A 12,392-nucleotide genomic window follows, 5' to 3' on the forward strand; every position below is an offset into this window, starting at 1 on the left:
GTGTGACCGCGGCCGTCTGGAAATCCGGCCCCGCAGCTGTCACCTTACCTCTAATCGGCGTCTGCCGAAACGAGTTGTACAACATGACGCCGATGCGTCTGGAACGCCTGATCACGATCAGGACAATAAAACCCTGAGGTATTTATGAGTACCAACCTCGACCAGCTCACCGATTGGTTGAAAGAACACAAGATTACCGAAGTCGAATGCATGATGTCCGACCTTACCGGCATCACCCGAGGCAAGATCTCGCCGACCAACAAGTTCATCGCTGAAAAAGGCATGCGTCTGCCTGAAAGCGTGCTGTTGCAGACGGTGACCGGCGACTACGTAGAAGACGATATCTACTACGAGCTGCTGGACCCGGCAGACATCGACATGATCTGCCGTCCCGACCAGAACGCGGTGTATCTGGTGCCCTGGGCGGTCGAGCCCACTGCGCAGGTGATTCACGACACCTACGACAAGCAGGGCAACCCCATCGAGCTGTCGCCGCGCAACGTGTTGAAGAAGGTCCTCAAGCTTTACGCCGATCAGGGCTGGCAGCCAATCGTGGCGCCGGAGATGGAGTTCTACCTGACCAAGCGTAGCGACGACCCGGACTATCCGCTACAGCCACCGATCGGGCGCTCCGGGCGACCAGAGACCGGGCGTCAGTCGTTCTCCATCGAAGCGGCCAACGAATTCGATCCGCTGTTCGAAGACGTCTATGACTGGTGCGAACTGCAGAATCTGGACCTGGACACGCTGATCCACGAAGACGGCACGGCGCAGATGGAAATCAACTTCCGTCACGGTGATGCCCTGTCGCTGGCTGATCAGATTCTGGTGTTCAAGCGCACCATGCGCGAAGCCGCGCTCAAGCACGACGTTGCGGCGACCTTCATGGCCAAGCCGATGACCGGCGAACCGGGCAGTGCCATGCACTTGCACCAGAGCATCATCGACATCGAGACCGGCAAGAACATCTTCTCCAATGAAGACGGGACCATGAGCGAGCTGTTTCTGAACCACGTCGGTGGTCTGCAGAAGTTCATACCCGAGCTGTTGCCGCTGTTCGCCCCCAACGTCAACTCGTTCCGCCGCTTTCTGCCTGACACCTCGGCACCGGTGAACGTCGAGTGGGGCGAAGAGAACCGTACCGTCGGCCTGCGCGTGCCGGACGCCGTGCCGCAGAATCGTCGTGTCGAAAACCGTCTGCCAGGTGCCGATGCCAACCCTTATCTGGCCATCGCCGCCAGTCTGCTGTGCGGCTTCATCGGCATGGTCGAAGGCATCAACCCGAGTGCGCCGGTGGTCGGGCGTGGCTACGAGCGTCGCAACCTGCGCCTGCCATTGACCATCGAAGACGCGCTGGAACGCATGGAAAACAGCAAGACCATCGAAAAATACCTGGGCAAGAAATTCATCATCGGTTACGTCGCGGTCAAGCGCGCCGAGCATGAAAACTTCAAGCGCGTGATCAGCTCGTGGGAGCGGGAATTCCTGCTCTTCGCCGTCTGATCCCGCAGAGCGCCGCAGCAGCAGGTATGCGGCGCTCTGATAACTGACCTGAATTAAAGGAAGTGCTGCATGAGTGCCCACAATAATCCGCAAACCCTCGAATGGCAGGCCTTGAGCAGCGAACATCACCTGGCACCGTTCAGCGACTACAAACAATTGAAAGAGAAAGGCCCGCGCATTATTACCCGTGCCGAGGGCGTTTATTTGTGGGACAGCGAGGGCAACAAGATCCTCGATGGCATGTCCGGCCTGTGGTGCGTAGCCATTGGTTACGGCAGGGATGAACTGGCCGACGCTGCCAGCAAACAAATGCGTGAGCTGCCTTATTACAACCTTTTTTTCCAGACCGCCCACCCGCCGGTGCTAGAGCTGGCCAAAGCCATTTCCGAAATCGCTCCGCAGGGCATGAACCACGTGTTCTTCACCGGTTCAGGCTCCGAAGGTAATGACACGATGCTGCGCATGGTTCGTCATTACTGGGCTCTCAAAGGCCAACCAAACAAGAAAACCATCATCAGCCGCGTCAATGGTTACCACGGCTCCACTGTCGCCGGTGCCAGTCTGGGTGGCATGACCTACATGCACGAGCAGGGCGACCTGCCTATTCCGGGTGTTGTGCACATTCCCCAGCCCTACTGGTTCGGCGAAGGCGGCGACATGACGCCGGACGAGTTCGGTGTGTGGGCTGCCGAGCAACTGGAAAAGAAAATTATCGAGCTGGGCGTCGAGAATGTCGGCGCATTCATTGCCGAACCGATTCAGGGCGCAGGCGGTGTGATCGTGCCGCCCGATTCCTACTGGCCGAAGATCAAGGAAATCCTTTCCCGCTACGACATCCTGTTCGCCGCCGATGAGGTGATTTGTGGTTTCGGCCGCACCAGTGAGTGGTTCGGTAGCGATTTCTACGGCCTCAAACCCGACATGATGACCATCGCCAAAGGCCTGACCTCCGGTTATGTACCGATGGGCGGCCTGATCGTGCGCGATGAAATCGTCGCGGTGCTCAATGAGGGCGGTGATTTCAATCATGGCTTTACCTACTCCGGGCATCCGGTGGCGGCAGCCGTTGCGCTGGAGAACATACGTATCCTGCGCGAAGAAAAGATCGTCGAACGGGTCAAGTCGGAAACGGCACCGTATTTGCAAAAGCGTTTGCGTGAGTTGAGCGATCATCCGCTGGTGGGCGAGGTTCGTGGCGTCGGGCTGCTGGGAGCCATCGAACTGGTTAAGGACAAGGTCACTCGCGAGCGCTACACCGACAAGGGCGCGGGGATGATCTGTCGAACCTTCTGCTTCGATAATGGCCTGATCATGCGGGCCGTGGGCGACACGATGATCATTGCGCCGCCACTGGTGATCAGTTTTGCGGAAATCGACGAACTGGTGGAAAAGGCTCGCAAATGCCTGGATCTGACGCTGGCGGTATTGCAGGGCTGAAAACGTGGAAAAAAGCGTCGATTCAAGCGCAATGTGCATTGTTTAACGGGTGTCGGCTTGAAAGCCTGCCCAGGAAGTTGCCAGACTAATGGCTACACGCCGCTAACTGACGGTCAGTGATAAAAATACATTGGAGCTACGCATGAAAAAATTTGGCAAGACCCTTCTCGCGCTGTCCCTGATGGGCGTTGTGGCCGCCGCTGCGCAGGCCGATGATAAAGTGCTGCACGTCTATAACTGGTCCGATTACATCGCGCCGGACACCGTTGCCAAGTTCGAGAAAGAATCGGGCATCAAGGTGGTCTACGACGTTTTCGACAGCAACGAGACGCTGGAAGCCAAATTGCTCGCCGGCAAGTCCGGCTATGACATCGTTGTGCCGTCCAACAACTTCCTGGCCAAGCAGATCAAGGCGGGCGTCTACCAGGAACTGGACAAATCCAAGCTGCCGAACTGGAAGAACCTGAACGAATCGCTGCTCAAGGCCGTGTCGGTCAGCGACCCGGACAACAAGCACGCATTCCCGTACATGTGGGGCTCGATCGGTATCGGCATCAACCCGGACAAGGTCAAGGCCGCACTGGGTGCTGACGCGCCGGTCAACTCGTGGGATCTGCTGTTCAAGCCCGAGAACGCTGCCAAGCTGAAATCATGCGGCATCAGCTTCCTCGACTCGCCGACCGAAATGCTGCCGATTGCCCTGCATTACCTGGGCTACCCGACCGACTCTCAGGACAAGAAGCAGCTCGCCGAAGCTGAAGCGCTGTTCATGAAGATTCGTCCGTCGATTGGCTATTTCCACTCGTCGAAGTACATCTCGGACCTGGCCAACGGCAATATCTGCGTCGCAGTCGGCTACTCGGGCGACATCTATCAGGCCAAGTCCCGTGCTGCGGAAGCCGGTGGCAAGGTAAAAGTTGCCTACAACATTCCGAAAGAAGGTGCCGGCAGCTTCTATGACATGGTCGCCATTCCCAAGGATGCCGAAAACGTTGAAGGTGCCTACAAGTTCATGACCTTCCTGATGAAGCCCGAAATCATGGCTGAAATCACCAACGCAGTGCGCTTCCCGAATGGTAACGCGGCAGCAACGGCGCTGGTCGACAAGGAAATCACCAGTGACCCTGGCGTTTATCCGCCTGCCGACGTACAGGCCAAACTGTATGCAATCGCTGACCTGCCTGCTGCCACGCAGCGGATCATGACTCGCAGCTGGACCAAGATAAAGTCGGGTAAATAAGCCTGTCATCAAACCTGTGGATGCTGCGTAGCCTTGGCCGCGCAGCAGCCAGCAGACAGGAATATTGCCTAAACCTTTGCTGGTTGGACGCATAGACGGTAAGTTGCGCGCCGGTTTGGTTTTCCGGACGCCCTCCGGCGCTCAGGCCCCTCTGTTAAAAGGACTCATTCTTTGTCTATTTCTATTTTTTCCAAAGCCTTGCTGGCGGCTGCCGGGCTGACACTGTCGATTAGTGCTCAGGCCGAATCCACCGTGCATATTTATAACTGGTCCGATTACATCGGCAAGACCACCCTGGCGGACTTCGAAGCCGCGACCGGCATAAAGCCGATGTACGACGTGTTCGACTCCAACGAAACCCTTGAAGCCAAGCTGTTGGCCGGACGCACCGGCTATGACGTGGTGGTGCCGTCCAATCACTTCCTCGGCAAGCAGATCAAGGCTGGCGCGTTCCAGAAACTCGACAAGTCGCTGCTGCCCAATTACAAGAACCTCGACCCGGCGCTGCTCAAGCGTCTGGAGAAGAACGATCCGGGTAACCAGTACGCCGTGCCGTACCTGTGGGGGACCAACGGCATCGGTTACAACGTCGAAAAGGTCAAGGCCGTGTTGGGCGTCGACAAGATCGACTCCTGGGCCGTGCTGTTTGAGCCGGAGAACATCAAGAAGCTCTCCAGCTGTGGCGTAGCGTTTCTCGACTCCGCCGATGAGATGTTGCCTGCGGTGCTCAACTACATGGGGCTGGACCCCAACAGCACCAAGGAAGCTGATTACAAGAAGGCCGAAGCCAAGCTGCTGGCGATTCGTCCTTACGTGACCTATTTCCACTCGTCCAAATACATCACCGACCTGGCTAACGGCGACATCTGTGTTGCCGCAGGATTTTCGGGTGATGTGTTCCAGGCCAAGGCTCGCGCAGAAGAGGCAGGCAAAGGCGTGAAGCTCGCTTACAGCATCCCGAAAGAGGGCGGCAACCTGTGGTTCGATATGCTGGCTATTCCGGCAGACTCGAAAAACATCAAGGCTGCCAGCGCCTTCATCAATTACATGCTTGACCCCAAGGTGATTGCCCAGGTCAGCGATGAAGTCGGCTACGCCAACCCCAATCCCGCCTCCGGCGAGTTCATGGACCAGAAAATCCGCACCGATGCAGCGGTTTACCCGCCTCAGGAAGTGCTGGACCGTCTGTTCGTGAACAGCGAGTTGCCCCCCAAGGTGCAACGTCTGATGACCCGCAGCTGGACCAAGGTCAAGTCGGGCAAATAAAAATCCAGCACCCGGCCGTATTGGCCGGGTTGCCTACCTGTTGGGAGTTTCACCCATGGCAGTTGCCTCCGGCGCCTACAAGAAAGCCCTCGAAGGCGGTCAGCAACCCAAAGAGGTGCTGGTCAAGATTGATCGGGTCACGAAGAAGTTCGACGAGACGATTGCGGTGGACGACGTGTCCCTGCAAATCAACAAGGGCGAGATCTTCGCCCTGCTTGGCGGCTCCGGTTCCGGAAAGTCCACACTGCTGCGCATGCTGGCCGGTTTCGAGCGCCCGACCGAGGGGCGTATCTACCTCGACGGCGTCGACATTACAGACATGCCGCCGTACGAACGTCCGATCAACATGATGTTCCAGTCCTACGCACTGTTCCCGCACATGACCGTCGCGGACAACATCGCCTTTGGCCTGAAACAGGACAAGCTGGCCAAGCCGGAAATCGAAGCCCGCGTGGCGGAAATGCTCAAGCTGGTGCAGATGACACAGTACGCCAAGCGCAAGCCGCACCAGCTCTCGGGCGGCCAGCGTCAACGTGTGGCCCTGGCCCGTTCGCTGGCCAAAAAGCCCAAGCTTTTGCTGCTCGACGAGCCTATGGGCGCGCTGGACAAGAAACTGCGTTCGCAGATGCAACTGGAACTGGTAGAGATCATCGAGCGCGTAGGCGTGACTTGTGTGATGGTGACTCACGATCAGGAAGAGGCCATGACCATGGCCGAGCGCATCGCGATCATGCACCTGGGCTGGATCGCGCAGATCGGCAGCCCGATCGATATCTATGAAACCCCGACCAGCCGTCTGGTCTGCGAATTCATTGGCAGCGTCAACCTGTTCGAAGGTGACGTGATCGAAGACATGGAAGCCCACGCGCTGATCCGCAGCCCCGAGCTGGAGCGCAATATCTATGTCGGCCACGGCGTCAGTACGTCGGTGGAAGACAAGCACATCACCTACGCCTTGCGTCCGGAAAAACTGCTGGTTACCACTGAGCAACCCGGCTTCGAATACAACTGGTCGCGCGGCAAGGTCCACGACATCGCCTACCTGGGCGGTCATTCGGTGTTCTACGTCGAGCTGCCGGGCGGCAAACTGGTGCAGTCGTTCGTCGCCAACGCCGAGCGTCAGGGCGCACGGCCTACCTGGGGCGATGAAGTCTACGTGTGGTGGGAAGACGACAGCGGCGTGGTACTGCGCTCATGAAAATCCGCAAGATCAAGCGCGCGTTCGAGCGCATAAAGCCCAACGGGCGGCAGATGGTCATCGGCGTGCCGTTCCTCTGGCTGTTCCTGTTCTTTGCCTTGCCGTTTCTGATCGTACTCAAGATCAGCTTCGCCGAAGCCGACGTCGCGATCCCGCCATACACCGAGATCTTCAGCTACGCCGACGAAAAGCTGCAGATGGTCCTCAACTTCGCCAACTACACCTTGCTCAGTGGCGATGACCTGTATGTTTCGGCCTATCTGGGCTCGCTGAAAATGGCCTTCATCAGCACGTTGCTGTGCCTGCTGATCGGCTATCCGATGGCTTATGCCATTGCCAGCGCCCGTAAAGACCTGCAAACCGTGCTGTTGCTGCTGATCATGATGCCGACCTGGACCGCGATCCTGATCCGCGTTTACGCCTGGATGGGCATTCTCAGCAACAACGGGCTGCTCAATGCCTTCCTGATGTGGCTGGGCCTGATCGACGCGCCGTTGCAGATCCTCAACACCAACCTGGCGGTGTACATCGGCGTGGTCTATTCCTATCTGCCGTTCATGATTTTGCCGCTGTACGCCAACCTTGTGAAGCACGACACCAGCCTGCTGGAAGCCGCGTCCGACCTGGGTTCGAGCACCTTCAACAGTTTCTGGAAAATCACCGTACCGCTGTCCAAGAACGGCGTGATCGCCGGCTGCATGCTGGTATTCATTCCGGTGGTCGGCGAGTTCGTGATTCCCGAGCTGCTGGGTGGCCCGGAAACCCTGATGATCGGCCGCGTGCTGTGGCAGGAATTCTTCAATAACCGTGACTGGCCGGTGGCTTCGGCGCTGGCAGTCATCATGCTGCTGGTGCTGATCGTGCCCATCATCCTGTTCAACCGCAGTCAGGCCAAAGAACTGGAGGGCAAGGCATGAACCGCTTTCGATTCTCGAACCTGATGCTCGTTCTGGGTTTGCTGTTCATCTATGCGCCGATGGTGATTCTGGTCATCTACTCGTTCAACGCCTCGCAACTGGTGACGGTCTGGGGCGGCTGGTCGGTGAAGTGGTACGTCGGCCTGCTGGACAACTCGCAACTGATGGGCTCGGTGATGCGCTCGCTGGAGATCGCCTGCTACACCGCCGTTGCTGCGGTGGCGCTGGGGACGATGGCTGCGTTTGTGCTGACCCGCATCAGTCGCTTCAAGGGCCGGACGTTCTTTGGCGGGCTGGTTACAGCTCCCCTGGTCATGCCGGAAGTGATCACCGGTCTGTCGCTGTTGCTGCTGTTCGTGGCAATGGCGCAATTGATCGGCTGGCCGCAGGAACGCGGCATCATGACCATCTGGATCGCGCACACGACGTTCTGCGCGGCCTACGTGGCAGTTGTGGTATCGGCGCGGCTGCGTGAGCTGGACCTGTCGATTGAAGAAGCGGCGATGGATCTGGGGGCGCGTCCGTGGAAGGTGTTCTTGCTGATCACCATCCCGATGATCGCGCCGTCGCTGGCAGCCGGCGGCATGATGTCGTTTGCACTGTCACTGGACGACCTGGTGCTCGCCAGCTTCGTCTCCGGGCCGGGCTCGACAACCTTGCCGATGGAAGTGTTCTCCGCCGTGCGACTGGGTGTTAAACCTGAAATCAACGCGGTTGCCAGCCTAATCCTGCTGGCCGTTTCTCTGGCAACCTTCATGGTCTGGTTCTTCACCCGTCGCGCGGAAAACAGCCGCAAGCGTGCTATCCAGCAAGCCATCGAGGAAAGCGCGGCAGACGCCTGGAAACAACCGGACCCAAGGCGTGCACCTGCGGCGTGAGGACCTGATCGTGCGCGGAGGGCGTGGGAGCGAGCTTGCTCGCGAACTGCCGGTTACCGGCAGCAACTAGCTATCCCGGTTTACCGCTCCCACGCTCCAGCGTGGGAGCGCAGCTCTGGACGCTCTGCGTCTCTGCGTCCGATCTTGATAGCGCGGTGCTACGCAGACCTGTGACGCTGAGCGTCACGAAAGGCATGCCAACACGGAGCATTGGCACGATAGTCAAATCCGGTTGTGCCTGATGTACCGTACGTGAAGGTTTCACTGTCGGTGCCCGACAGTTCGCGAGCAAGCTCGCTCCCACGCCCTCCGGGCAGAAGCCCCGTTTCCGGACTCGGCGCAAAGCGTGTCGCTAGGCCCCCGGCACCAGCCGCAAAACCCCTTCAGTATGCTCTGCCACGTCCTTCTCGCTGAAGCGCTGTGGCACGTACTCGCCACTCACAAACGCCTTGGCCTGATCCGAATAATGCTTGTCGAACGGCACGCCGCTTTGTCCCACCGGATTTATCCCCAGGCTGTGCGCCGGGTCGGCGAAGTCGATCAGGCGGCGGGTCGAAGGGCCGTAGCCGACGGGCCACGGGGCAGGGCGGATGCTGGATGACAGGTTGTTCGGCACTTCATGAGTGCCCGGCGCTGCATACGGGCCAACGTTGAAGATCATGTCCAGCGGCTTTTGCGACCCCATCGGGTGGCCCTGAGTAAGGGTGTGCGCCTTGCCCCACACCCATTCGTCCGGGTTGGTGCCGTACAGCGACCGCAAGTGCGACACGCTGGCTCGCCAGGCTACCTTGACGGTATTGGCGCGGCTTTCTTCATGGGGTGAATTGCGATTGTTCCACCACGGCGAATCGGCGTCGGCGGCCAGACGCGGCAGGGCGGCGTCCAGTACGCGGGTCGACAGCAGCATCTCGAACATCGTATCGCCCAGTTCGTCGTGGAATGTTTCCTCAGTCAGGTCGAACAGGAACTGGTTGAACAGTGTGGCACCCACCGAATCAACAGGGTAATCGCCCTTCCAGCTGGCGAGGCGCTCCACGAGGGCGAGTTCATCCGGGTCGCTGACGACGCTGCGCAGTACCGGAATCAACGGTTTGAGAATGCTTGGTGCGTAATCGGTCTGCGTGCCCAGTTGCAGCGCCTTGCTGGCTGCCAGGTCCCACTTGATGGTGGAGTCGCTCAGTTGCCGGTTCAGCTCCTGGCCGCGCTCGGCCGGGTTGTAATAGCCGGGAATCGGCATGCCGGTCGGCGACTGCGGCTGGAAGTTGGCCGACACGATGTAGCCACGCGCCGGGTTTTCTTCGTGCGGGTTGGCGCTGAATGGGTAGAAGCCCGATTTGTCCGCCTGCGCGGTGCTGCCATCGAGGATGAAGCTCGGGTTGACGCCTTGCGGACGAATCGGCAGTTGCGCCGCAGCCCACCAGCCGATGTCACCTTTGGCATTGGCCCAGACAATGTTGAGGCCCGGCGACTGGATCTTCTCGGCGGCGCTGCGCATCTTCTCCAGCGTGTCTGCGCGGTTGGCTTCGTAGAAACCATCCAGTACCGGGTTGGCAGACACCAGAAAGGACCACCACATGGCAATCGGTGTCTGCCCGGCATTCTTGCCCATCACGGTGTTGACGATAGGTCCGTGCGGCGATTCCAGCAGGGTCAGCGGGACTGGCGATTGGCCTTTGACTGCTATCTGCTGCTCGGTGCGGGTCATGGCTACCCATTGCCCGTGATACCAGACCTGATTGGGGTTATCAGGATTGGTCTTCTCGGCGATCAGGTCCACGTCATCGTTCTGGAACATGGTCAGGCTCCAGCCGAAATCCATGTTGTGGCCCAGAAACGCAAACGGATTGAGCCCCGGGAAGTGCCCGTACAGCTCAAAGCCCGGCGCAGAAAGCTGTGCTTCGTACCACACCGAAGGCACCGAGAAGCGGATGTGCGGGTCGCCCGCCAGTATCGGTTTGCCGCTTTGCGTGCGGCTGCCGGAAATCACCCAGGCGTTGCTGCCCTCGAACTGCGGCAGACCTGCGCCTTCCAGCGCCTTGTGGCTCAGCTGGGCCAGCTGCGCCAGGCCTTTCCAGTCGGCGCTGGCCAATGCCGGTTTAGAACCGAGCATGCCGTCCGGATGCCAGTCCAGATCAAACACTTTCAAATATTGCGGGCCCAGTTGATCGCGCACGTACGTCAGCAATGGTTCGGTTCTGAATGCTGCCGCAAAGCTGTACGCCAGATAGCCGCCGATGCTGACGGTGTCTTCGGTAGTGAAGCGCCGCTTGGGAATACCCAGCGCGTCGAACTCCATCGGTCGTGCGTGGGTGTCCTGATACTGATTGACGCCGTCGATGTAGGCTTCCAGCGCTTTCCAGGTCGGGGTGTTCTTGTCCTGGCGTGCGACATACGCGTCGGCATGCTCGCGAATGCGCAGCGTGCGAAACAGTTTGTCGGTCTCGACCAGGTTCGGCCCGAGTATTTCCGCCAGTTCGCCACGCGCCAGACGCCGCAGCATTTCCATCTGGAACAGCCGGTCCTGAGCATGGGCATAGCCGAGCGCGCGGTAAAGGTCGGCTTCGTTCTCGGCGCGGATGTGTGGCACGCCACGCTCGTCGTAGCGCAGGGTGACGGGGGCCTGAAGACGGCTCATGGCGATCTCGCCGTCACGTACCGGCAGTTTGCTATTTACGTACCAGCCCGCGCCACCCGCAAGCAGGGCGAAGATGATGGCTAGAATGAAGAGGCTGCGTTTCATCCGGTTTCTCTGTAAATGGCGTAGGCGGGAATTAAGACTATCGTTGTGACGCAGTTGATTCGATGAAACCCGATACAAGAGCCCGTTCGAAACGGCTTCAGGGCGAATTCGGGCAGGTGAGCTCGCGAGCATCGCCCAATGTGCAGACAGCAATGTGCACGTTCAATGACAGATGTCTGCGATTACAGCCGCTTAGCTTGCCATGCCGGGGCAGACAGAAGAATATCGTTACACAACTTTACGAGTCATTTGTTGAAATCTGGAAACCACATGTCCGTCACGTTCGACCCCGATAACCTGCGTGCCAGCCTGCTGCCGCTGAGCGTTATTGATCCGCTTTCCATGGAGGGACTGGCTTATCAGCGCTTCTACGGTCTTGCCGGACTGTGTGGCGAAAACGTCATACGCAGCTGGCTGGGGCGCCTCGATGTGGCGGGCTATGAGGTGGTCGGGCAGGTCTGGCTGCCTGACAATCCGGTCGCCACGCTGTTTCTGTTTCACGGCTTCTATGACCACATGGGCCTGTACCGGCATGTAATCGAGTGGGCTCTGGAGCAAGGCTTTGCCGTGATCGCCTGCGACCTGCCGGGGCATGGTCTGTCGAGCGGCAGTCGCGCCTGTATCAATGACTTCGCCGAATACCAACTGGTGTTGCAACGCCTGCTGCTCGAAGCCGAAGGCCTTGGCCTGCCACATCCCTGGCACCTGTGCGGACAAAGCATGGGCGGTGCCATCGTTACCGATCACCTGCTCCATCAGGGGCACGACACGCCTGCGCAAGGTGAGGTAATCCTGCTGGCACCGCTGGTCAGGCCAAGGGCCTGGGGATGGTCGCGGTTGAGTTATCACCTGCTCAAACCGTTCGTAAACGGCATTGCCCGGCGTTTCACCGAAAACTCCAATGCGCCTGCGTTCCTGCCTTTTCTCCTGGCGGACCCTTTGCAGCCGCGTCGCCTGCCCACTGCCTGGGTCGGCGCGTTGTCGCAATGGATCGTGCGTATTGAGCGCGCGCCGCGCAGCCTGCGCAGCCCGTTGATCATTCAAGGTGACTCAGACATGACGGTCGACTGGTCTCACAACCTCACGGTTCTGAAAGGCAAGTTCAGCCAGCCACAAATCCTGATGTTGGGGCACGCCCGGCATCATCTGGCCAATGAATCGCCGGAGTTACGGGCAAGGTACTTTGATTTTCTGGAAGGGCGTTTGCGCTAAG

General features: G+C 59.0%; 9 protein-coding genes. 8 read left to right on the forward strand and 1 reads right to left on the reverse strand.

Annotated elements, in window-relative coordinates; translation table 11 throughout:
* Positions 1-144: 144 nt before the first annotated feature.
* The 7 genes from RYB09_RS16935 to RYB09_RS16965 all read left to right on the forward strand — a co-directional run bounded on the left by RYB09_RS16935 (position 145) and on the right by RYB09_RS16965 (position 8,439).
* Entirely contained in the window at positions 145-1,503 is a 1,359-nt protein-coding gene (locus RYB09_RS16935; RefSeq protein WP_002555767.1) for a glutamine synthetase family protein, read from the forward strand.
* Positions 1,504-1,572: 69 nt separating this feature from the next.
* Positions 1,573-2,940 carry an aspartate aminotransferase family protein gene (locus tag RYB09_RS16940; protein ID WP_316889441.1) on the forward strand — a complete coding sequence of 456 codons (1,368 nt, stop codon included), beginning with the start codon at positions 1,573-1,575 and terminating at the stop codon, positions 2,938-2,940.
* A gap of 142 nt (positions 2,941-3,082) precedes the next feature.
* A complete protein-coding gene (locus RYB09_RS16945) occupies positions 3,083-4,180 on the forward strand; it encodes a polyamine ABC transporter substrate-binding protein (RefSeq protein WP_004663257.1) in 1,098 nt (365 codons plus the stop codon).
* A gap of 171 nt (positions 4,181-4,351) precedes the next feature.
* Positions 4,352-5,446 carry a polyamine ABC transporter substrate-binding protein gene (locus RYB09_RS16950; RefSeq protein ID WP_011169790.1) on the forward strand — a complete coding sequence of 365 codons (1,095 nt, stop codon included), beginning with the start codon at positions 4,352-4,354 and terminating at the stop codon, positions 5,444-5,446.
* A gap of 55 nt (positions 5,447-5,501) precedes the next feature.
* Complete coding sequence (gene potA, locus RYB09_RS16955) at positions 5,502-6,644, forward strand: polyamine ABC transporter ATP-binding protein (protein ID WP_058400076.1); 1,143 nt, start codon at positions 5,502-5,504, stop codon at positions 6,642-6,644.
* A complete protein-coding gene (locus tag RYB09_RS16960; RefSeq protein ID WP_003372160.1) occupies positions 6,641-7,561 on the forward strand; it encodes an ABC transporter permease subunit in 921 nt (306 codons plus the stop codon). Before potA ends, RYB09_RS16960 begins: the two co-directional genes overlap by 4 nt.
* A complete protein-coding gene (locus tag RYB09_RS16965; RefSeq protein WP_058400077.1) occupies positions 7,558-8,439 on the forward strand; it encodes an ABC transporter permease subunit in 882 nt (293 codons plus the stop codon). The genes RYB09_RS16960 and RYB09_RS16965 overlap by 4 nt, the downstream gene beginning before the upstream one ends.
* Before the next feature lie 352 nt (positions 8,440-8,791).
* Here RYB09_RS16965 and RYB09_RS16970 read toward each other — a convergent pair whose 3' ends face one another.
* Positions 8,792-11,179, reverse strand: a complete 2,388-nt coding sequence (locus tag RYB09_RS16970; RefSeq protein WP_316889443.1) for a penicillin acylase family protein — start codon at positions 11,177-11,179, stop codon at positions 8,792-8,794.
* Between the two features lie 270 nt (positions 11,180-11,449).
* On the opposite strand from RYB09_RS16970, the gene RYB09_RS16975 reads away from it, so the two are divergent.
* A complete protein-coding gene (locus RYB09_RS16975) occupies positions 11,450-12,391 on the forward strand; it encodes an alpha/beta hydrolase (protein ID WP_058400079.1) in 942 nt (313 codons plus the stop codon).
* Position 12,392 lies beyond the last annotated feature (1 nt).

Origin of the sequence: Pseudomonas syringae group sp. J254-4 (assembly GCF_032586855.1) — a bacterium.
GTDB lineage: Bacteria > Pseudomonadota > Gammaproteobacteria > Pseudomonadales > Pseudomonadaceae > Aquipseudomonas > Aquipseudomonas amygdali.

What these genes read in the sequence shown, in the direction of transcription:
- RYB09_RS16945 (WP_004663257.1), top strand. Translation starts at nt 3,083, where the DNA reads ATGAAAAAATTTGGCAAGACCCTTCTCGCGCTGTCCCTGATGGGCGTT.
- RYB09_RS16960 (WP_003372160.1), top strand. Translation starts at nt 6,641, where the DNA reads ATGAAAATCCGCAAGATCAAGCGCGCGTTCGAGCGCATAAAGCCCAAC.
- potA (WP_058400076.1), top strand. Translation starts at nt 5,502, where the DNA reads ATGGCAGTTGCCTCCGGCGCCTACAAGAAAGCCCTCGAAGGCGGTCAG.
- RYB09_RS16965 (WP_058400077.1), top strand. Translation starts at nt 7,558, where the DNA reads ATGAACCGCTTTCGATTCTCGAACCTGATGCTCGTTCTGGGTTTGCTG.
- RYB09_RS16940 (WP_316889441.1), top strand. Translation starts at nt 1,573, where the DNA reads ATGAGTGCCCACAATAATCCGCAAACCCTCGAATGGCAGGCCTTGAGC.
- RYB09_RS16970 (WP_316889443.1), bottom strand. Translation starts at nt 11,179, where the DNA reads ATGAAACGCAGCCTCTTCATTCTAGCCATCATCTTCGCCCTGCTTGCG.
- RYB09_RS16975 (WP_058400079.1), top strand. Translation starts at nt 11,450, where the DNA reads ATGTCCGTCACGTTCGACCCCGATAACCTGCGTGCCAGCCTGCTGCCG.
- RYB09_RS16935 (WP_002555767.1), top strand. Translation starts at nt 145, where the DNA reads ATGAGTACCAACCTCGACCAGCTCACCGATTGGTTGAAAGAACACAAG.